Here is a 21674-nt window from a genome sequence, read left to right as displayed (position 1 = left end):
AATCCTAACACTCTCCTTAATCCTTAATGTAAACCCGATAGATTGCTTGGCTTCCATCGACATTTCTATTAGGGTACATCCTGTGTATTTGGACAGTATTATGAAATTGTTAAAAATAAATCTACCAAAAGTTTAACAACATAACAGAAGGTTCATAGATTCTACTTATCAAAAAACTAAACCGGCGGATATACATCCACCGGCTTTGCTCTTCGTTCTCGTATATTCTTCTACTTTGATGGGGCCTCATAACAAAAGAATGATTGCCAGCAAATCAAATAAGGCAAGCGGCAAAATAAACGGGAAGAAAGTGGCGTGCGCCTTGCTACCCTTATTATGAACCCCGCTCACCTTAAGCAGCAGCTTCTTATCCGAGACCTTAATGATCGTTCCGTACAGAACAGCGCCTGTCTTTGTCTTGATTTTAACACGTTTATTCACATATTTACGGGCCTCTTGATAACCGACTGATGTCGCCAAATGCGCTCACCTCCTGGGGTCTTGGCATAATATATGCGTGCTTCCCCAAGGAAGTGTGGGCTAACACCGACAACATCGCGTTGTTATTGGGCCGATATAGACCTGGTATCCCGAATTTCAGGTTCTGAAGCTCTACCTATCTATGTTTTATCGCTCTCTCTGGCAGGAATCACGATCTGCACAGTCGTGCCGATCCCGCGTCCGCTGCCGATGGTAACCCCGTACTCACTGCCAAAATGAAGCTGAATTCTACTGTGCACATTGCGAATCCCGAAGCCGGTGTTGAGCCCTTCAATCGGATCAAAAATCTGTCTAATCCGCTCTGCTGACATCCCTATTCCATTATCGATAATTTTGAATATGATCTGTTTCCCTTCAAGCCGGCCGACGATGCGAATATGTAAAGAATCCCCCATCCGGGCATGCTCGAATGCATTCTCTATAAAAGGCTGTAGTATCAATTTGATCGTCTCATATTTCCCGATCGCCGGATCAATATCATAACCAATCGTTACCGCATCTCCGAATTTCGTCTTCTGGATGCTCATATACGCCTCCGCCTGCTCTAGCTCGCTGCGGACGGGAATCAAGGTTCTCCCTTCATTCAAGGACAGTCGGTAGAACTTGGCCAGGTCGAGTACCATTTGCTGCAGTTTGTCGATCTGACCGAACTTGGCCAACCTGCTGATGGATGACAAAGTATTATACAGAAAATGCGGGTTAATCTGTGCTTGCAGCGATTCCAGCTCGGCCTCTTTCTTCTCGATCTGGGTCACATAGACTTCCTCGATCAGATGATTAATATTTTGGCCCATCTCATTTAAGGCCGAAGCGATCTCGGAAAATTCATCCTTCCCATGATATCCCATCCGCTTATGCAATTCGCCTTCCCGATAGGCGTTCAGTACAGACACGACCTTATTCATCCGAATCGAGAAGTAGCGTGAAATAAACATGCCGGCAAAAGTAAATACAACCAGACAGAGCAGGCAAATCGCAATGATGAACATTTTCACCCGGGCCGAGTCGCGCTCCATGACTGTCATCGGCACGTAAGCGACCAGTTCCCAATTTTGTTTGCCGACATTGTCTTTAATGACCAGGTAATTATTTTTATCTACCGTTCCGTTCACATGATCGATCATATCCGGCATTTGACCAGAGAGATACATGATATTCCCGTTCTCATCCCGGATTAGAAGTGCGCCGCCATCACCAATCTTCGTATAATCCACTGCCTGGAACAGCTCCTGCTTGCGCACGCTGAATCGCATGAATCCAACTTCCTTCAGGTTTAACGGACTTTTCATATCAACCAGACGCCTGAGCAATGAAATTCGGCCCAGCTCATAGTCGCGCTCCACCTTCTGCCAGACCATTGTCTGCCCCATTTTCTCCTCTGGAAAACTGCGATGCCAGTTTTTGTCCTCTATGCGGTCCAGATGATATAAGTTATAGGTCTTAATTCGCTCCAAGAGGTCCGGGTTTTCATTATCAAAAGAACCGTTGTATTTTTCCGGAAGTGTATCGTTATCCAGAAATATGTACATAGCAATATTGAGTCCCGTCGCATTTAGCGCAATATCGAATTTGGGCATGATGATTTTTGTAATCCGCTCATGGTTGTCCCATCCCATCTTATAGCTCCTGAGCTCGGTGATTAACGAATAATCGTAGTACAACATATTAGAGATACGTTCCACATCAGCCATTTTATATTCAATGTTATCTTTGATCTGGGTGATTGTTCCCTGAATGTTATTCCTCGTCTGCTTGCGGATCGATTCCTGGTACATCGTATGCGAGAAATAACCGATCGCTATGACCGGTATAATGATAAAGACCATATATGTCAACATCAGCTTATACCCAAAGGGGATAAACTTCATAGTTCTCTGCAATTTTGGGGCTGGCATAGTCACCCTCCGTCATCATTCTCGTTTGCGGTATTCAGCCGGTGTCATTCCGAAGGTCTCTTTGAACTGCTTGCTGAAATAGGGGATGTAACGATACCCAACCTGATCGGCAACCTCATAGATTTTGAGCGTCGGGTCCTTCAACAGCTCGCGCGCCCGCTCCATGCGCATCGTGATAAGCACCTCACTGAAGCTCTTGCCCACTTCTTCCTTAAATAAATACCCTAAATAGTTCGGGGAGAATGAAAATTGCTGGGCGATGTCCTTTAAGGTGATATTCTCATGCAGCCGCCCTTTGACGATCTTCATAATCTCCCGAATAAGTCTGCTGTTCTTGGATGCTTCCTTCTGATGTATCATTTCGGAAATTTCGAATACACGCCTGATGAGCCAGGAGCGAATATCCTCCATCATTTCGAACTTCAGTACGACATCAAGACTGTCCAGCTCCATCCCCAGCATCTCGAACAGATCCTCATCCAGAGTATGCAGATACTGGTCCAACTTAAAAATGATATAGGTAGCCAGATTGTAGATTGTGAACTTGGATCGCAATGTGGAGACCGACAGAAATAAATTATCAATCTCATCATGAATTCTGACCAGATCGTATGTAACCATCGCCTTGAACAGCGCATCGAGCCGTATGTCGAGCGTTCTGGCATCTCTAAGCTCCGGCGCCTTACGGACATCCTCATACCTGATTAACTGGCCACGCCCGAAGAACATCTTGCCGTCCAGCGCTTCAAGCGCCTGCTTATAGGAAAGCGATAATTGAAAAATATTTTCGACCATGCCGCCCAAGCCTATCGTTACGGGTACAGCCAGTTCATGGTTCAGGGCAGTGCGCATTTGTTCCATGCTTCGCTCCAATAGCGGTCTGTGAAGCACGGCTGCCAGCCGGTTTCGCGACAGTTTGCACCAATGCATTCCCTGATCCTGAATAACCTCTTGCAGTTGCTGCAGACTTTGATCCGAGAAAGAGTGAACGGTGACGGCAGACTCATGCCCCCTGTTCCGTTCATTCGGGATGGACTTCAGATTCAGTTCATCGATCTCCAGTACCGATACACATAGCGGAGCTTCGAGATAATCCAGCCCATAGGCTGAGACCAGCCTCTTCATCTGCTCGTTCGTCCCCAAGACCGGCTCGCCTTCAAGCAGACGGAATAGCAGATCATTCTTGGCCATGGGCTTCAAATGCTGGTACTGCTCCTCGGTCTCCTTGCGCCGCGTCTCCTCCATAAGCTCCTGTATAATGCTCTTTAGCGAAGCGATCAATTCATTATCATCCATCGGCTTGAGCACATAGCTGCAGGCTTTCAGCGACAGAGCCTGCTTTACATAGTGAAAATCCTGATAACCGCTTACAAAAATAATCCGAATATTCGCGCTCTTCTGGATCGCAATTCTAGCCAGTTCAAGACCGGACATATTCGGCATATTTACATCAGTGACCAAAATATCTATCTTCTGCTGTTCCAGCACTTCGCAAGCGGAAAATCCGTTGCTTACTGCCGCAACAACTTCAAGCCCCAGCTCAGACCAGGGGATAAACTGCTTCATGCCTTCCAGATCCAGCATTTCATCATCAGCCAACAACACTTTATACATGCTGACAACGCCTCCCGAGTGTTGGTTGTATATTCCAGTATACTCTGTCCAATTCTTCCTGAATAGATATCCTTATGTATCAGATCAATGGGATACGACAAATTGGCAAAGAAGGGACCCTATAATGAGTCCCTTCCAAAGTTTTAATTAGTTGCCGTTAATAACTGCTTTATTCTCATTCCATTTATTTACGTAATAAGCAAGCACTTTGTCAAAGCCGGCAGACATCGTATCTTCATACGCTTTGTCCAGAAGCGCGAGCACTTCATCGTCGGTCTTCGCGTACAAGGTTTGCGCCCTAACCTGAAGCCAGATATCACGCGCACGCTGGTAAGCGATACCTTCCTCAGAATCCGGCATTGGCGACATATTTACGAATTGCGTGGCATCGCCCTGAGTCTTCCATGTAATTTGGTACTGCCAGTATGTTGCCCAGTTCCGCTCATCTTCGGCTAATGTCGATTCGTATTTCCCCTTCGTATCGTCGGCAAACACGGTGTTGCCTACCCACATAATCGGGTCCATGTCCGTCTGATACTTCGTCAACTGATCTCTTTGCGTTACATACTTCTCAGTAAATTTAGGCGTGTATCCATCTTCCTCATAGCCTTGCCAGTACTCCCCTTCAAGACCCCAGAATTGAAGCGTTGTACCTTCAGGACCGGTCCACCAATCCAGGAATGCAAATACAGCTTCCGGATTTTTTGCACTGGTCGTAATTACAGCGGCGTTCCAGCCCAATTTATTGTAAGTCCCCGGATAGATCTTGTTCTTATCGAGTCCTTCTTTGTGAATCGGCCATACCATGAAATAACCGTCTTGCGGATCTTTCTTTCTCAGTTCTGCGTCAGCGGTCATCGCGTATACAGTAGGGTTAGCAGATGCATACACAGCCACACGGCCGTTAATCAGCTTCTCATCCACCTGGTCGCGTGTTTGAGTCATCGCATCTTGCGTCATCAAGCCTTCACGGAACAATTTTGCAGCATATACTACAGATTCACGGAACGGTTCATCCTTATAGATCGACTTCATGTTATCTCCGTCCGGTACAGCGTAGAATCTAGTAAAGGTAAAGTTATCTTCCTTAAATGCGGAGTAAATTTGATCCAGACCATGTCCTTCAGCAGCCAGGTCGGTCTCGAACGGAACTACGTTAGGGAATTTCTCCTTAACTTGCTTCAAATAAGCATACAGATCATCGGTAGTCTCCAGCTTAGGCTCGCCAAGCTCTTTATAGATTTTCTTATTCACTACCCAGCCTGCGTTCCCGTTCGGGCGATTTGTATACCAGTTCGGGAATTGATACAGCTTGCCATCCGGAGAGCGGAGCATCTTGAGCGCTACCGGATCGATCCATTTCTTCAAGTTCGGATATTTATCGATATAATCATCCAGCGGTACGAGCAAGCCAGCTTCGCGCAAACGTTCTACGTCCGCACCACGCTCACCCCAAATGATGTCGGGAAGTTCACCAGAAGCAATCATAGTGTTCAGCTTTTGTGCAGTGTTGCCTCCGTTGGGAATCTCGGTAACAGTTACTTTCTTGTTCTCCTGTACCCACTTGGTTGTAGGTTCCTCGCCCCACTTCGGCATCGTATACCAATCGTAATTACCGTACAAGGTAATGTTCAGCGGTTCCTTGCCCAGTTCATAAAGACCTGAACCATCACCCTGAGCATTGTTCTGCTCCTGTGTATTGCCCGCGTTAGAACTGTTAGGTTCCTGTGCGGTATTACCGCCTTTGCCGGAACAACCTGCAAGCAACGCCACAATCATCAGCACCGACAAGACATTGACGATCAGCTTACTCCTTTTCTTCATACGCTGTTTCTTCCCCTTTCAAACACTTAATTTTATTTATGTTTAAAGCTAGCGCTCTAAACCCCGTCCGAGGCGATGTTTATTATAACATCCGGATTGCTGTTGAAATCTGGAAGCCTACTCTTTCAAAGAACCTACCAGTACGCCCTTCACAAAATACTTCTGAACGAACGGATATACACAGATGATCGGAAGGGTCGCAACCATCATAGTAGCCATTGACAACGATTTGCTCGTTACGGTCTTGGCTTTTTGCATATGAGCAATTGATGCGGAGTCCAGATTCGCTGCTTGCTCACTGACGATATTAGATAGCAAAATCTGTCTTAGTATCGTCTGGATCGGATACAGCTTCTGATCCGAGATATAGATCCCGGCCAAGAACCACTCATTCCAGTGTGCTACTGCAGTAAACAAGGCTAGCGTTGCAATGACCGGGCCTGACAAAGGAAGTACAATCCGGAAGAAGGTCCCCCAGTTGCCGCAGCCGTCGATCTTGGCCGATTCCTCAAGACCGTTAGGCAGGCCGAGGAAGAAGGTTCGGAAGATGATCATATTCCATACCCCGATCAAGCCTGGAATGATAAACACCCAGAAGGAGTTCATCAAGCCGATGTTGCGAATCAGCATGAAGGTAGGAATCAACCCGCCCCCGAAGTACATCGTAATAATACACATAACCATATAGTATTTACGGCCCATCAGCTCGCGCTTCGACATCCCGTAAGCGAATATTGCGGTGCAAAGAATCGATGAGAGGGTCCCAATAACCGTACGTGATACGGAGACTATAAAACCGCTCATCAACCGATCGTCCTTGAACACGACTTTATAGTTCTCAAAAGTGAATACTCTAGGCCAGATTGTAATTCCGCCTTTGGAGGTATCCAACCCCTGGTTGAATGATACGGCTAGGGCGTTCAAGAATGGATATAACGTACTTATTGCGAACAAGATTAAAAATGTATAAATGCATATGACCATTATGCGGTCCCCAAGGCTATCGCGCATGTCCCAATTCCTCCTCTGATCGTGTGCCTTTTACCATAGGCTGTTGCCGCTCCGCCTGGCTACGAAGTTCGCCATTGTGAGCAAGCCGACGCTTATCACTGCCTTAAACACGCCAACAGCAGTCGCATAAGAATAACGGTAGTTGTTAATACCGACCCGAACGACATAAGTATCAAGCACATCAGATACATCGCGAATTGCCGGATTCGCAGCCAGGATCAAAATATCTTCAAAGCCTGCGCTAAGCAAATTACCGATAGCCAGAATCATAAAGATCGAGACAACTGGCATTATTGACGGAAGCGTAATCAAATAGATCTGCTTAAAGCGGCTTGCACCGTCGATGGACGCGGCTTCATAAGTATGGGGATCTACCCCAGCAATCGCGGCCAGATATACAATGGAGCCAAATCCAATTTCTTTCCACACGTTCGTCGTTACGAGAATTCCCCAGAAGTACTCAGGGAGCGATAAGAAGTTAATCGGCTTATCGATTAAATTCAGCTTCTCCAGCAGCATGTTGACGCTGCCGCCATCTACCGCCAGCAAGGAGCCAACCAAGCCGCCGAGGATAACCCAGGACATAAAGTGCGGTAAGTAGGTGATGGTCTGTACAACGCGCTTGAACGCCATCTTTCTTACTTCATTCAGAATCAATGCCAAAAAGATCGGTGCCGGAAATCCAATTAAAAATTTGAGAAAGCTGATTACGATCGTGTTGCGCATGACCGTTCCAAATTCAGGTGAGTGGAAGAAATAAACAAAGTGCTTCATGCCCACCCAAGGACTGCTTGAAAAGCTATGTCCGATCTTGTAATCCTGAAAAGCAATCAAGATCCCATACATCGGAATATAACTAAAAATAAAGATTAAGATTAAAGCGGGTATAACCATTAGCTGCAGATCCAGCTGCTTATAAAACCGGACAAGCCCCGCCTTAAACTTTCCCTTTGGCTCAGACTTGATGGTCTGATTCACGGAAAGCTGTGCCATGACTAGTTCCTCCCCAATATCATTCTCCGTCTACATTTCATTTTAGAGAATGGTGAAACCGTTTACTACCTGACCAATCAACGAAATGTGATACTTATCAACAAGAAAAATAATACTTATCAATAAGCCCGCAGCAGAGTCCCCCAGCACCCCGATTGATGAGGAATTTAAAATAAAAAACAGCCTTATCCTCACACCGTGAGGAAAGGCTGCCCTTCTATAATGAAATATAAGACTCGATTTTAACTACTCCACCACGAATGATTTTGGAACACCATACTTTTTGGAATACTTCACAAGAGTTATATCACTTTCTACACACCGCGATTTATTGTATGATGGGACTCGATATATTTTTTCATTACATCACCTGGGAGGACTCTCATTGAACAACGCAAATAACAAAGAACCATCATCCTTGCAGAAGAAGCTGCTTCCGCGCCATATTAGCTTTATGGCCATGGGCGGCGTAATCGGCACAGGAATATTTAAAGGAAGTGCCGAGACGGTTGGTATCGCAGGCCCGGGGGTTATTTTCTCTTATATCTTCGCAGGGCTTCTGCTCCTCGTCGTGATGAGCGCGATCGCTGAAATGGCAACGATTTATAAAGGAAGAAATATGAAGGAATTTATACGCGAGGCATTCGGGGAACGCTTCTCTTTTGTCATTGGCTGGTTATATTGCTTCATGTGGCTGTCGGTATGCGTCATTGAGATCATCGCCGCCGGGAGCTTCCTGCAATACTGGATGCCGGAGGTTCCCCTCTGGCTGTTGAGCCTGGCCTGCGCTGCGTTCATTATTGTCATTAATACGATGAGTGTTGGCGGCTATGGAGAATTTGAATTTTGGCTGGCCGGCATCAAGATTGCCATGATTATTGTCTTTATTGTGCTTGGAGCCTGTATTCTGTTTGGCCTTATCCCCGGCTCAAGCGCGCCGATGCTGCAAAACTTCACCGGGAATGGCGGCTTCTTCCCTAACGGCTGGACTGCCATTTTCTCTGCACTACTGGTCGTCATGTTCTCTTATGGCGGTTCAGAACTGATCGGATTAACGCTGTCGGAGACGCAGGATGCTGAGAAGGTACTGCCTCGTGTCGTAAAAAGCTTCATCTTAAGAGTGATTTTGTTCTATACGCTGCCCATTCTTATCATTTGCGGGTTAGTTCCGTGGAATAGTCTGAATGAGCATACAAGTCCATTCGTACAGGTACTGACTTCTGCCGGATTGCAAGGCGCGGCTCACCTTATTAATTTCATTCTCATTACCGCAGTTTTGTCCGCAGCAAATTCCGGAATTTACGGAGCAACGCGAATGCTGCATTCAATGGCCAAGGATGGAGAAGCTCCTGCCGCACTCGGCCTCCTGTCCAAGAAAGGCGTTCCCATCAACAGTCTCAAGCTGAGCGGAATCGTACTAATCGCTGGCTCCATGATCGCTTATCTTACGCAGGAAGGGCTGTTTAGACTACTGATGGCCGTACCGGGCTTTGTCGTAATTCTCGTATGGATCAGCATCTGTATGGCCCAGTTCAAGCTGAGAAGAACCTATCCGCATGAACCTGGCTTCAAGGTATGGGGGTATCCTTATATCACGCTGATCACCATTTTCTGCCTGTCCTTGATCGCGCTTATGTTCATATTCGATGCCCAAAATCGTATCAGCATCGGGGTATGCCTGGGAGTACTGTTTATTCTGATCATCTATTCCTTCCTGAAGTTCAGAACCAGCAACAAAAGGACAAGCAGTTAAAGAAATGGCAATCTCGGCTCCATTACTTCAATCGGTTTTCTTATCAGAAGGGACTTTAAGACAACCTCTATAAAATGGAAGTATTTGAACTCATTTCTCCTTTGGAACTCCCGGACTAAAAATGTTACAATAATGTCATCTAAGGACGGGAGAAAATATGGATTTACAAATACAAACTCAATTTTCCTTACGGAAACCGACGCTTCGTTCAAGAATGATGCGCCGCATCCGGCGGACGTATCAATATGACACTCGCTTCTGGAGAATAAGCATTGCCGGTCCTTGGGGAGCCGGCATGTTCGCTTTTGCCCTTGCTGCATTGGGCCTGCCGACCGGCCTTGGCCTGGGGCTGGATCTGCTGTTGTTCCTCTTCACAGCAACAGTAGGGATGTTCTTCGTCGCTCATACGATCGCTGTTCTGCTGTCCCTAATCGGATTGCCGGTGCCGCGTCTATTTATCGGTACCGTGCTATTCGATCTTGGAGCCGCCTACTTTATTTTCGATAATGACGAGTCCTTCAAAATCTCTATTATTGTGGCCGCGATCCTCACGTTAATCGGTGTGATCGCCGGGCTGATAACCGGATTACTCTTCAAGCTTTATAACGGCAGCCGGACAGGAAGCCACCTTAGAACCGGAATGAAAATCATCGGGGCCCTCAGTATATGTATCGTAATCGGGTTGGTCGTTAGCGGAAGCACTAAATCGATCCAAAGCGTTGCCGATTCAGATCAGTCCATGGACAATCCGGCGGAGCCTGGAACCTATGCCGTTACTACCTTTAATTACGGTAGTGGGAAGGATATTTGGCAGCCAGAGTTCGGTGCAAAGACAGACTTGATCTCTCAATCCGTTGATGCCAGCGCCTACATTACGAATTGGTCCAAATATCGCACGATGTATCTCCGGTATGATGAGAAGGCTCTGCCGCTAAATGGCCGCGTCTGGATGCCCGAGGGCAGCAGCGATGAGTCTTACCCGCTTATTCTTATCGTTCATGGCAACCATTTGATGGAGGATTATTCGGACGCCGGCTACGCCTATCTGGGGGAGCTGCTTGCCAGTCGGGGGTTTATTGCGGTATCTGTCGATGAGAATTTTCTGAATTACTCCGCTTGGACGGGAATCCCTAATAACGATATGAAGGTAAGGGCCTGGGTGCTGCTGAAGCATCTGCAGCAGATCCATACCTTCGCCCAGTCTCCAGGTACGCCCTTCTTCGGCAAAGTTGATATGAGCCGGATCGGTCTGATCGGCCATTCACGCGGTGGGCAAGCGATCGCGATGGCGGTGGATGATGCAAGCTGGTTCAAATCCGATGCTACTCTCGACAGCGTGAAGGAATTCAATATCAGGGCGTTGGCCGCTATTGCTCCCACCGACAAGAAGGTTGACGGCATAAATGCTAAATTGAAGGATATCAACTACTTGACCATTCAAGGAGCTAATGATGGCGATGTCAGTGATTTCGATGGAGATCGCCAGTACAATCGCTCTTCCTTCACTAAGGGAACGGATTTCTTCAAAGCTTCTTTATATGTACAGGGAGCGAACCACAGCCAATTCAATACGGACTGGGGATTGCGCGATATCAGCTTTCCATCGGGTATTTTATTAAATAGGGATCAATTCCTAAGTGGTGTTAACCAGAGAATGATTGCTAAATTGTATATATCCGCCTTCATGGAGACATCGCTGCATGAGGAGACCAGGTATATGCCATTATTCCGCGATTTCCGCGAAGCTCTTCCCTTGATGCCGGAGACAACCTATATCAATCAGTATGAAGATGGCCATTTCACGATGTGGACGCGGTTTGAGGAGGATTCGAACCGACAGAGCCTGCCGAAGAACGGGACTGCGGAAGGCGAGAATATCCTTTGGCGTGAAGTAGAAACAAAAAACCGCGGGAAATCGAATAAAGGCGATCACGCTTTAATCCTGGAGAGAACTCAGCCTGGCCAAGAGGAATCTGTCTATCGTATGAGTTGGCCATACCAAGCGCCGCAGCCGACCGAAGGACCGCCCGAGCTGCTCTCCTTCGCCTTGGCGGATCAGCGTAGAGAGTTGGATGAAATAGAAGAGCAGGACAATCCGAAGACGGACCATTTTTCAATAGAGATCGAGCTTATGGACGGAAACGGCATGAAGTCGCGTTTGCCTCTATCTCAGTTTCGGGAATTACCCGCTTTATCAGAAGTGCAATTTACACTTCATCCCTGGCTTGAGCTCCATATGTCTGATGGCAAATATAACAATCCGACCGAAGCGATATTTCAGACCTATCAGCTGCCAATAGCTGAATTTGTAGACGCCAATCCCGAGTTTGCTCCCGACCAAGGCATTAAGTCGCTCTCATTCATACTCATAGGTGACCGGGGCAAAATTATGCTCGACGATATCGGTGTGTATTGATTTTATTGTTAGATATCCCTATGTATAACAAATATAGCCTCTACCTGGTCAAAATCGCTTATAATCAAGCGTTCCACACAGGTGAGGCTATCTTAATGCGTCCTTCAGACCCTTTAAATTCGATAAGAACAATTTTACTCCTCTTTGGGTACCAGATCGTAAATATCGCCGTTCTCCATCGCATCGATCAGACGATCAAGCCAGCTATAGTATTTAACTGCCTCATTCATCTTGTGTATATCCTCCTCAAGGACAGTTTGTAATTCCGGATCCATATCCTCCGTTAAATACTTGTTCATTTCCTTGATGGAACGCTTAAGCACCAGAATATTTCCCTCGACCGCCTTGCGCCATTTGATCGCGAAGAAGTCGGTAAACGTCTGATACCAGTCATACTCCACTTCATATAAGTCCTTGCGAGATCCTTTCTCCCACACTTTATTAACCATCTTCATATCGAGCAAGGTTCTTACTCCTGTACTCATGCTCGTCTTGCTCATTTTCATTCCCATTCCCATCTCATCAAGGGTCATCGGTTTATTAGCAAAAAAGAGCAACCCATACAGATGTCCCGTTGATAACGGAATTCCATACAGATTCATATTTCTTCCTATCGCTTCAATAACCCGCTTACGCACGTTAAGTACCGCCGTTTGTTGTTCCGGGCTGAGCTGGTCCAAGCTCATGCTTGCAACCTCCTATCGTTCCGATCAAGCTATCTTGGTGTAATACAATTTCCTAAACCTTCAGCATTTATAATGATATTTTTATCTTAAGAAAAGGATGCCCAAAAGTAAAGCAGCGAATCATACCGCAATTTTAAGCATAAGGGAGGATTCGTAAGATTCTATTCGTTCAGTTTTTTCTGTACGTTCTATACGTACGGATATTATCTTTGATTAATTTCCTATCCTTTTGTTACACTATAGAACAGCTAAGCACGCCACATCGCAACATTTTAACTTTATGTTCAAATAAATAGTTACGAATTACAGAAAGCTGCAAAGAACTCGTGAACTCAGCGAACTGTTAGCGGAACTTGAAGAGGTGAGTATATGGAACAAAATATTTTGGAAATTAGAAAGCTGAGCAAACTGTTCGGTCCTAATGCGGAACAAGGCGTTCGGCTGCTTGAGCAAGGCTATAACAAAGAGAAACTGGCCAAAGAAAAAGGAATCACCGTTGGGGTCAACCAAATGAGTCTCAGCGTCCATAAGGGAGAAATATTCGTTATTATGGGCCTGTCCGGCAGCGGCAAGTCGACGCTCGTCCGGATGCTGAATCGGCTCATAGAACCTACTGCAGGAGAGATCCTGCTGCATGGTCAAGATTTGCTGAAGATGAACAAAACCCAGTTAAGAGAAGTGCGGCGCAAGAAGATTACGATGGTCTTCCAGAAATTTGCACTATTCCCCCACCGCACAGTATTGCACAACGTGGAATATGGCCTTGAGATCCAGAAAGTTAATAAGGAAGAACGCAAGCAGAAAGCCATGCAAGCGTTAGAGCTTGTGGGGCTCAAAGGCTGGGAAGACAAATTGCCTGATCAGTTAAGCGGTGGCATGCAGCAGCGGGTCGGTCTGGCTAGAGCATTAGCCAATGATCCGGAAATCCTGCTTATGGATGAAGCGTTTAGCGCACTTGATCCATTAATTCGCCGCGATATGCAGGATGAACTGCTTGAGCTGCAGGAGAAAATGAAGAAGACGATCATCTTCATTACCCATGACCTGGACGAAGCGCTGCGGCTTGGGGATCGAATTGCCCTCATGAAGGATGGAGCGCTCGTACAGCTTGGGACGCCGGAAGAGATGCTGACACAGCCGGCCGACCGTTATGTTGAACGCTTTATTGAAGACGTGGATCTATCGAAAGTCATTACGGCATCACGGGTTATGCGGCGTCCTGAGACGGTTGCCCTTGATCGCGGTCCTCGGGTCGCGCTTCAGTTAATGCGTGAACGAGGAATTTCCAACCTGTTCGTCATCGATCGCGGCAAGCGGCTGCTCGGCGTAATTACCGCCGAAGATGCCTCCAGAGCATTGAAGGCGGGACAAGGATTACAGGACATTCTGATTACCGACGGTCCGCGGGTTTCGCCAGATACCCTGCTTGGCGATCTGTTCGAGGTGACAAGCTCGGCCAAAGTGCCGCTTGCGGTCGTAGCGGATGACGATCGATTGCTTGGCGTTATCGTACGCGGGGCCGTACTGGGAGCGCTGGCCGGTGGGCTTAGCGATGAAATTAGCGTATTGGAGGTGAAGGACAATGGATAATATTCCAAAAATACCGATTGCGGATTGGATTGAAAGTATCGTCGATTGGATGGGGACAGCGCTAGGCGGATTTTTCGACGGTCTGGCAACGGTCATCGAATGGTTCGTTAATCTATTCTCCGATCTGTTCCTTCTTCCGCATCCTCTGTTATTTATCGCTATTTTAAGCGTCCTTGCCTATCTCATTGGTCGATGGCCGCTAACACTCTTTACAGCGATCGGATTTCTGTTAATTGATAATCTCGGCTATTGGACAGAAACGATGAACACGCTGGGCCTTGTTATTACTTCAGGACTGATCTCGATTCTAATCGGGATTCCGATCGGTATTTGGAGCGCCTACAGCAAGACGACGCATCGGATCGTATTCCCGCTGCTCGACTTCATGCAGACGATGCCAGCCTTCGTCTACTTGCTTCCGGCAGTTACCTTCTTCAGTCTGGGGGTCGTTCCTGGGGTTATTGCCTCGGTAATTTTCGCCATTCCGCCAACGATTCGCCTGACGACACTGGGAATCCAGCAAGTATCCGGCGAGCTCTCCGAGGCGGCAGATGCCTTCGGCTCGACTTCTTGGCAGAAGCTGTTCAAGGTGGAATTGCCGCTTGCCATGCCGACGATGATGACCGGCGTCAATCAGACTATTATGCTCTCGCTCTCGATGGTCGTCATCGCTTCCATGATTGGCGCTCAAGGGATCGGCGCAACGGTCTATCGCGCTGTCACTCAATTGAAGATTGGCCAGGGCTTTGAGGCCGGGCTTGCTGTCGTCATTCTGGCGATCGTACTGGATCGGTTCACTCAAGGCCTGTTCAAAACTAAAAAAAGGGGAGAATAACTATGAAATTATCGAAGAAACTTTTGCTTATCGGTGGTCTTGCCTCTGTGCTCGCGCTGTCCGCTTGCGGTCAAGCTGCTAACAAAAATGGGAATAACAACACATCCGGAAATGGTGAAGCAACTTCCGTCGGGAAGCAGGTCAATTACCAAATTATCGGCATTGATCCCGGCGCAGGAATTATGAAAGCCACAGATGAAGCGATCAAGCAATATGATCTGAAGGATTGGAAGTTGGTCGAAGGATCAAGCGCGGCCATGACTGCGATGCTGGATAAGTCGATTAAGAAGAAAGAACCGATCATTATTACCGGTTGGACACCACACTGGATGTTCTCTAAGTATGATCTTAAATTCCTCGATGATTCGAAGAAAGTCTACGGGGATGCAGAAGAAATTCATACCATCGCCCGCAAAGGCTTGAAGGAAGATCAGCCGGTAGCTTATGAATTCCTTAACCGCTTTGAATGGACCTCAGATGAAATGGGCGAGATCATGTCTGCGATCCAGGACGGCAAAGACCCTGAAGCTGCAGCCAAGGAGTGGGCAGACAGCCATAGCGACCGTGTTGATTCCTGGACCCAAGATCTGACTCCGGCAAATGGGGATCCGCTGAAATTAAGTTATGTGGCCTGGGATTCTGAAATCGCCAGCACAAACCTGTTGAAATACGTGCTTGAGAGCAAGCTTGGCTATAAAGTTACGGCACTTCAGGTTGAAGCTGGACCGATGTGGACAGGGGTGGCCAGCGGTGATGTAGATGCGATGGCAGCGGCATGGCTCCCCTTAACTCACGCCGATTATTGGGCCAAGTATAAAGACCAGGTTGAAGATCTCGGCGCTAACATGACCGGAGTTCGTACCGGACTAGTTGTTCCCTCCTATGTAGACATCACGACCATTGAAGATTTGAACAAATAATAAGGGGATTCTAGTCTCTGATCAATCCGAGAAAGTCCCTGAAACAAGAGGAAACCATCCCAAACACGGGATGGTTTCTTTGTGTATTTATATATAATGAAGAAGAGGGAGTATCATTACTGTACCATTGCATCCTTAATAGAACCTTACTGCAACCTGAAAATTAAATTAAAAAAATTCAAATCATGGAAAATCCCCATGCATCAGGGTACTTGCCGTTACTGATAGCCGCTCTTCTCATACTTTATTAAGAGGTAATTTTAAAAGGTCTGGATAAGGCATTTGAACAGCCTTTTAAGAAGGAGGGGAAAACGCTTGATGGAAGCCTATTATAACTGTATGCGCTGTAAGAACAAGCGTGTCCGCATCTTGACCGTGGACAGACAGCATTATGTAGGAACGATTGTCGATGTTGATTACAATAACGTCTATCTACGTGTTGATAGAGGTTGCGAAGTGAAAACCTCCGCATTCTATCCCGGCGCCTATGGTGCCGATATATTAACCTTGAGCCTGTTCACACTGCTTGCTATCGCTTTAATATAATTGTCCGCATTCGCACTGAAGGCCCTGCTATGAGCAGGGCCTTCACACATATATCATTTATGGGGTACCTTTATGCTACCTCTCCAACCTTAGAATTGGCTTAAAAGAAAATGAGAATACGATAAATAATTGATTATCATTTGGTTAAACTTATAGAAAAATCCCCTCTCTTTTTTATAAAGTGAGGGGATTTTATTTCTATTCGACTGATTTTAGGGCTTCGATCATATCGATATGCTTCAGCTTGTAATGCATCGTGACCATCACGATTCCTGAGAACAGCAGAGTCAGCACCGCCGCATAGCCATAGCTGAACCAATGTACCGTAGGGCTGAACATCATCACATCGACTTCCGCCGTCTTCAATACGAAACGATGCAGAACGATGCCGAGGAGATCCCCGGCTATAATGCCGAGAACCGTCAGGATCATATTCTCACGATAAATATACATCGTGACCTCCTGGTCATAGAAACCCAGCACCTTGATCGTCGATAGCTCGCGAATCCGCTCGGACACATTGATATTGGTCAGATTATAGAGCACAACGAAGGCCAACGCAGCGGCTGAGATAATCAATACAATGACGACCACATTCATACTGTCCATCGTATCTTTGAACGATCCACTGACCCCGCTTGTGAAGCTGACCATAGCTACCCGTTCATTGGCCGTCAATTGTTCGCCGAACTGATCCTCGAACGAGGGCTCAGAATTGCTGTAATTAATCAACTCCACATTCGGCTTTGGCTGCTTGCCGAAAATGCTCTCATAATAATTAGGCGTCATATAGGCATAGTGCATCGTATAGTTCTCAGTAATGCCCGCTACCTTCAATTCGAAGGAATCATTACTGTTATTCTGAATGACCAGCTTACTGCCGATATGCAGATTGAACAACTTAGCCAGCTTCTCCGTAACAATCGCTCCGTCATCCGGCAAATTCAGGATTTGCTTCTGTCCCCGCTCCCTTAACACCACAAAATCAGAAAAATGCTCTGTGGATTCCGGAATGAATAGATGAATATCCTGGCTATTCACACCTTTACGAACGGCCTGCATCGCTTCCTGGGACACATTAAGCGTGCCTGTAATCCCTGGTGTGTCTTCGATAAGCTTATGATAGGATACTTCCCCAGCAGGACTGGTGTCCTCTTTAAAGACGACAGCCGCATTATATTTCATGATCTTGCCATACTGCAGCGGAGCGATATCACGTATAGAGTCTTTGAGTCCGAATCCGGTCAGTATAAGCGCTGTACAACCCGCTACGCCGCACACCGTCATGAACATTCGCTGTTTATAGCGGAACAGATTTCGCGCTGTCACTTTGCCAGTAAAATTGAGCTGCCGCCATATTAGCGGAATCCGCTCCAGGAAGATGCGCGACCCGCTCTTAGGAGCTTTCGGACGCATCAGCACGGCTGCGCCGCTACGCAGCTCGACGCGCGCCGCCGTGAAGGCCGTTACCGTCGTACATAACACAGCTACGATCAAGGACATCAGACTATAGCTGAGATAGAAATTAAGCTTCACCTCCGGCAAATTGTACAATGAGCCGTACGCATTATAGATGATCGTTGGAAATAGTGTAAATCCCACTGCAAGACCCGCGCCTGTTGCCAATACGCTTGCAAGCGTACCGTAGACGAGAAACTTCCTCATGATATCGCCATTACTGTAGCCTAATGCTTTTAACGTTCCGATTTGCAATCTCTGCTCCTCGACCATTCGCGTCATCGTCGTCAAACTGACCAAGGCGGCAATAAGGAAGAAAAAGACCGGAAATGCTTTGGCAATCGAGGCCAGCCTCTCGGCATTATCCTCAAACTCGGTATAACCGGGATTGGAGTCACGATCCAGCACGTAGACCTTGGGCAGCTTCAGTTCATCCAGCTTCTGCTGTCCTTTGGACAGCTCGCGCTCACCATCAGCGATCTTCGCATCAGCATCCTGCTTCTCTTCACGGTAGGTGCGAAGGCCCTCCTCATAATCGCGACGCCCCTGATCCAGATCGGCCTTCGCTTTGGCTAGTTTGGCCTCTCCTTCTTGCTTGGCTTTGGCCAGTTCTTCCTTCCCCTGCTTCCAGTCCAGCTCGCCTTGCTCCAGCTTCTTCTCCGCGGCCTTCAGCTGAGCAGCCCCGGATTCAAGCTCCTGCCCCTTGGAATTCAGCTCCTGCTCCGCCGCTGCCAGCTTCTGTTCAGCCTCGTTCAGGCCCTGCTCGAATGCGCCTGCCGCTTGTTTCAATGCAGCGGCGTCCACCTCACCCGCCATATATCCGGCGACGACCTGTCCTAGGGCAGAATCGGCCGCTTTGGCGCCAGCCACCAGTTGATCCCGCTGCGACTGCGGAATGCTGTCTGGAGGAACGGCAGCGATCTGCTGCAGTGACGCGGCAAGCTCTCGTCCACCCGCCAGCTTCGGCTGGAGCTCTTTCTTCTGATCATTCAATTGTTCCCGAGCTTCCTTCAACTTCGTCTGGCCGGAGCTTATTTTCTGCTTATTCTGGGCCAGCTCAGCACGGCCTTGCTCAAGCTGCCTGGCCGCTTGATCCAGCTTATCCTGGCCTTTGGCCAGCTCGGATTGCAGCTTGTCCACACCTTCCTGATAGCTGAGCTCCCCTTCATCCAGCTTAAGCTTGGCATCGCTAAGCTTCTTCTCGGCATCTGCAAGCTGCTGCTTGGCGTCAGCGATTTTCTGCTTCGCTTCATCCAGCTTGGCCTGCCCTTCCTCACGCACCTCGCTGAGACGCTCCTCCGGCATTCCTGTCAGCGCCTGCTCAACCGCCTTCGTATGCGCTTCGATCCGATCGGCATATTCATCCGAATAGGAGCGAAATCCCGCACTATCCTTGAAGGTTATATAGGCTTCTGTATACACAGACATATTGAAATCCTGCTCAGAAATCACAGCGAATACATCGGTCGTCCCTTTGCCAATTTGACTTGTCCCTCGTCCAATCGTATTAATGTACTGCGGACTTTGTACAAAGCCGACCACCTTATAGCTCAGCGTATGAAATGTATCCTGCAAATCAACTTCAGTATCCGGGTTCGTAAAGGTAATCGTATCACCCAACTTGTAATGCTTCGTCTTCCCGCTCTTATCAAGCGCAATTTCCCCCGAAGCTTCAGGCAATCTTCCTTGGGTGATGAGATAACGATTGAGCGTATCATCTGATCGATAAGAGCGAATACTCGCGATCAGACCGCTATCGTCCAGAAATACATCCGAGCTGTAGCCCGGCTGGACGGTTTCTACCTCAGACACTTTCTTTAACGTATCGATATCGGCTGACTTCAACCCGTATGTTGTCTGGACTTTTACATCCATCAAATGGAACTGCTCGTAATATTGCTCAGCTGTATCCAGCATATCCGGTCCGGTTGCCTTGATCCCTACGAAGAAGCCGACACCGAGCATGATGATCGCAAAGATCGACAGAAACCTCGCCTTTGTTCGCCATATTTCCCGGAAAATATCTTTCCATAGCGCTTTTTTCTGCATGCTGTACAGCTCCTTACCACTCAATGTCGTCTACAGAGATCGGATTCGGGTTCATGACCATTTTGCGCACTTTGGCATTGTTGATTTCAATAATCCGATTCGCCATTGGCGCGATCGCTGAGTTATGCGTAATAACAATTACTGTCGTTCCTGTATTGCGGCAAGTATCCTGCAGCAGCTTCAGCACCTGCTTGCCTGTATTGTAATCGAGCGCGCCCGTAGGTTCATCGCATAAAAGCAGCTTGGGCTGCTTCGCCAATGCCCTGGCAATCGCCACCCGCTGCTGCTCTCCACCGGAGAGCTGGGCCGGAAAGTTGTTGAGCCGTTCGCCAAGCCCGACATTACGCAGCACCTGCTCGGCATCAAGAGCTCGAGGAGAGATTTGCGCTGCCAGCTCCACATTTTCCTTGGTCGTCAAGTTCGGTACTAAATTATAAAATTGAAACACAAAGCCGACATCATTGCGACGATAGCCAGTAAGTTCTTTACGATTCAACTTGGCGATATCGGTCCCGTCTACAAGCACCTGGCCTTCATCAGCCGTATCCATCCCACCGAGAATATTCAGCACGGTTGATTTTCCGGCGCCGCTGGGGCCGACAATAACCGCAAATTCACCCTTTTCGATCTCAAAATTGATGCCGTCATTGGCAACAATCGTCGTCTCGCCCATTTGGTAACGCTTGTACTCATCCTTGATCACTACGAATGCCATATGCCACTCCCCTTATCATCCTAACGAAGCGATCGATAACGCCGATTCTCGTATATCTATCTCTAGATCCAGTGTATCATAATCGACTATGTGAATAAAAATTCATGAAAGGAGGACTACTTTCCCCTATTACAGCAAGATTTGGTATGATAATAGGACAGTATACTCACAAAACAAGGAACTCAAAAATGCATAAGGTGATAAATGATGGAGTTTAAGACAAATGTCATGAGAATCTTGGACAAGCTAAAGATGGAATATAGCAGTTATAGCTACGCGGGTACGGATGCGGTTAGTGGTACCGAGGTGGCCGTGACTTTGGGGCAGAACCCGAATCAAGTATTCAAGACCTTGGTCACCATGGGAAAGTCGAAGAAATACTACGTATTTATGATCCCGGTTGCCAAGGAGCTTGAATTGAAAAAAGCCGCGCATGCGGTTGGGGAGAAATCGATTGAGATGATCAAATCGAAGGATTTGCTGCCGATTACCGGATATATTCACGGAGGCTGCTCCCCGATCGGTATGAAGAAGAACTTCACCACGACGATCGATGAATCAGCCGCCGCTTATTCAACGATTATTTTCAGCGCAGGCAAAATTGGCTATCAGGTCGAACTAAGCCTGGAGGATTTACAAAGAGCCATTTCCATTCAATTAGGAGATGTTTCACAATAAGTTGTCTTTATTCAACAAGTTTTCAGCACCGAGAAGGTTGGATGAAACCAAGGCATGAGGAGCGGAGCGTACGATAGCTTGTACTTAAGCCCCTATGAGATTTCCGTAGAAGATCACCTTACAGGCGCTCATTGAGACACCCTATCAAAGGCCGTAACAAAGCTTAGACAGGTCGAATTAATATCAAAGG

The 21674-nt window shown here is 47.4% G+C and carries 16 protein-coding genes; 7 read left to right on the top strand and 9 right to left on the bottom strand.

What is annotated here, in order from left to right:
* Positions 1 to 246: 246 nt before the first annotated feature.
* From BN1360_RS10925 to BN1360_RS10900, 6 genes are all read right to left on the bottom strand, one after another.
* Complete coding sequence (locus tag BN1360_RS10925; RefSeq protein ID WP_068779888.1) at positions 247 to 480, bottom strand: hypothetical protein; 234 nt, start codon at positions 478 to 480, stop codon at positions 247 to 249.
* Positions 481 to 620: 140 nt separating this feature from the next.
* Positions 621 to 2396, bottom strand: a complete 1776-nt coding sequence (locus tag BN1360_RS10920) for a cache domain-containing sensor histidine kinase (RefSeq protein WP_068779887.1) — start codon at positions 2394 to 2396, stop codon at positions 621 to 623.
* Positions 2397 to 2411: 15 nt separating this feature from the next.
* Entirely contained in the window at positions 2412 to 4010 is a 1599-nt protein-coding gene (locus tag BN1360_RS10915) for a response regulator (protein ID WP_068779886.1), read from the bottom strand.
* Between the two features lie 147 nt (positions 4011 to 4157).
* Positions 4158 to 5834, bottom strand: coding sequence for an extracellular solute-binding protein (locus BN1360_RS10910; RefSeq protein ID WP_068779885.1), 1677 nt, complete (start codon positions 5832 to 5834; stop codon positions 4158 to 4160).
* A 117-nt stretch (positions 5835 to 5951) separates the two neighbouring features.
* The gene (locus BN1360_RS10905) at positions 5952 to 6845 is read right to left on the bottom strand and encodes a carbohydrate ABC transporter permease (RefSeq protein WP_068779884.1); all 894 of its coding nucleotides are present in this window, start codon (positions 6843 to 6845) and stop codon (positions 5952 to 5954) included.
* Between the two features lie 30 nt (positions 6846 to 6875).
* Positions 6876 to 7838, bottom strand: coding sequence for an ABC transporter permease (locus BN1360_RS10900; protein WP_068779883.1), 963 nt, complete (start codon positions 7836 to 7838; stop codon positions 6876 to 6878).
* A 385-nt stretch (positions 7839 to 8223) separates the two neighbouring features.
* Here BN1360_RS10900 and BN1360_RS10895 point away from each other — a divergent pair, with 385 nt between their 5' ends.
* Positions 8224 to 9591: an amino acid permease gene (locus tag BN1360_RS10895; RefSeq protein WP_256872302.1), complete on the top strand. Its 1368-nt coding sequence runs from the start codon at positions 8224 to 8226 to the stop codon at positions 9589 to 9591.
* 157 nt (positions 9592 to 9748) lie between these two features.
* Positions 9749 to 12007 carry an alpha/beta hydrolase family protein gene (locus BN1360_RS10890; protein ID WP_068779882.1) on the top strand — a complete coding sequence of 753 codons (2259 nt, stop codon included), beginning with the start codon at positions 9749 to 9751 and terminating at the stop codon, positions 12005 to 12007.
* A gap of 134 nt (positions 12008 to 12141) precedes the next feature.
* Here BN1360_RS10890 and BN1360_RS10885 read toward each other — a convergent pair whose 3' ends face one another.
* Positions 12142 to 12693 (bottom strand): GbsR/MarR family transcriptional regulator, encoded by a 552-nt coding sequence (locus tag BN1360_RS10885; RefSeq protein WP_068779881.1) that lies wholly within the window; start codon positions 12691 to 12693, stop codon positions 12142 to 12144.
* A 369-nt stretch (positions 12694 to 13062) separates the two neighbouring features.
* Here BN1360_RS10885 and BN1360_RS10880 point away from each other — a divergent pair, with 369 nt between their 5' ends.
* The 4 genes from BN1360_RS10880 (at position 13063) to BN1360_RS10865 (ending at position 16584) form a co-directional block, all read left to right on the top strand.
* Complete coding sequence (locus BN1360_RS10880; RefSeq protein WP_068779880.1) at positions 13063 to 14283, top strand: quaternary amine ABC transporter ATP-binding protein; 1221 nt, start codon at positions 13063 to 13065, stop codon at positions 14281 to 14283.
* The gene (locus BN1360_RS10875; protein ID WP_179014426.1) at positions 14276 to 15118 is read left to right on the top strand and encodes an ABC transporter permease; all 843 of its coding nucleotides are present in this window, start codon (positions 14276 to 14278) and stop codon (positions 15116 to 15118) included. The genes BN1360_RS10880 and BN1360_RS10875 overlap by 8 nt, the downstream gene beginning before the upstream one ends.
* Positions 15119 to 15120: 2 nt before the next feature.
* The gene (locus BN1360_RS10870) at positions 15121 to 16038 is read left to right on the top strand and encodes a glycine betaine ABC transporter substrate-binding protein (protein ID WP_068779879.1); all 918 of its coding nucleotides are present in this window, start codon (positions 15121 to 15123) and stop codon (positions 16036 to 16038) included.
* A 318-nt stretch (positions 16039 to 16356) separates the two neighbouring features.
* The gene (locus tag BN1360_RS10865; RefSeq protein WP_068779878.1) at positions 16357 to 16584 is read left to right on the top strand and encodes a hypothetical protein; all 228 of its coding nucleotides are present in this window, start codon (positions 16357 to 16359) and stop codon (positions 16582 to 16584) included.
* Between the two features lie 198 nt (positions 16585 to 16782).
* Here BN1360_RS10865 and BN1360_RS10860 read toward each other — a convergent pair whose 3' ends face one another.
* Positions 16783 to 20091 (bottom strand): ABC transporter permease, encoded by a 3309-nt coding sequence (locus BN1360_RS10860; RefSeq protein WP_068779877.1) that lies wholly within the window; start codon positions 20089 to 20091, stop codon positions 16783 to 16785.
* A gap of 13 nt (positions 20092 to 20104) precedes the next feature.
* The gene (locus tag BN1360_RS10855) at positions 20105 to 20806 is read right to left on the bottom strand and encodes an ABC transporter ATP-binding protein (RefSeq protein ID WP_068779876.1); all 702 of its coding nucleotides are present in this window, start codon (positions 20804 to 20806) and stop codon (positions 20105 to 20107) included.
* Positions 20807 to 21010: 204 nt separating this feature from the next.
* On the opposite strand from BN1360_RS10855, the gene ybaK reads away from it, so the two are divergent.
* Entirely contained in the window at positions 21011 to 21484 is a 474-nt protein-coding gene (ybaK, locus tag BN1360_RS10850; protein WP_218652903.1) for a Cys-tRNA(Pro) deacylase, read from the top strand.
* Positions 21485 to 21674 lie beyond the last annotated feature (190 nt).

This window comes from Paenibacillus sp. GM2 (genome assembly GCF_900069005.2).
Taxonomy (GTDB): Bacteria; Bacillota; Bacilli; order Paenibacillales; family Paenibacillaceae; genus Fontibacillus.
Note: the sequence above shows the minus strand (reverse complement) of the source record. Positions and strands in the feature narration are given on the sequence as shown.

Coding starts and splice junctions, on each gene's coding strand:
- BN1360_RS10920 (WP_068779887.1), bottom strand. CDS start 2,396: ATGCCAGCCCCAAAATTGCAGAGAACTATGAAGTTTATCCCCTTTGGG.
- BN1360_RS10915 (WP_068779886.1), bottom strand. CDS start 4,010: ATGTATAAAGTGTTGTTGGCTGATGATGAAATGCTGGATCTGGAAGGC.
- BN1360_RS10910 (WP_068779885.1), bottom strand. CDS start 5,834: ATGAAGAAAAGGAGTAAGCTGATCGTCAATGTCTTGTCGGTGCTGATG.
- BN1360_RS10905 (WP_068779884.1), bottom strand. CDS start 6,845: ATGCGCGATAGCCTTGGGGACCGCATAATGGTCATATGCATTTATACA.
- BN1360_RS10900 (WP_068779883.1), bottom strand. CDS start 7,838: ATGGCACAGCTTTCCGTGAATCAGACCATCAAGTCTGAGCCAAAGGGA.
- BN1360_RS10890 (WP_068779882.1), top strand. CDS start 9,749: ATGGATTTACAAATACAAACTCAATTTTCCTTACGGAAACCGACGCTT.
- BN1360_RS10885 (WP_068779881.1), bottom strand. CDS start 12,693: ATGAGCTTGGACCAGCTCAGCCCGGAACAACAAACGGCGGTACTTAAC.
- BN1360_RS10880 (WP_068779880.1), top strand. CDS start 13,063: ATGGAACAAAATATTTTGGAAATTAGAAAGCTGAGCAAACTGTTCGGT.
- BN1360_RS10875 (WP_179014426.1), top strand. CDS start 14,276: ATGGATAATATTCCAAAAATACCGATTGCGGATTGGATTGAAAGTATC.
- BN1360_RS10870 (WP_068779879.1), top strand. CDS start 15,121: ATGAAATTATCGAAGAAACTTTTGCTTATCGGTGGTCTTGCCTCTGTG.
- BN1360_RS10865 (WP_068779878.1), top strand. CDS start 16,357: ATGGAAGCCTATTATAACTGTATGCGCTGTAAGAACAAGCGTGTCCGC.
- BN1360_RS10860 (WP_068779877.1), bottom strand. CDS start 20,091: ATGCAGAAAAAAGCGCTATGGAAAGATATTTTCCGGGAAATATGGCGA.
- BN1360_RS10855 (WP_068779876.1), bottom strand. CDS start 20,806: ATGGCATTCGTAGTGATCAAGGATGAGTACAAGCGTTACCAAATGGGC.
- ybaK (WP_218652903.1), top strand. CDS start 21,011: ATGATGGAGTTTAAGACAAATGTCATGAGAATCTTGGACAAGCTAAAG.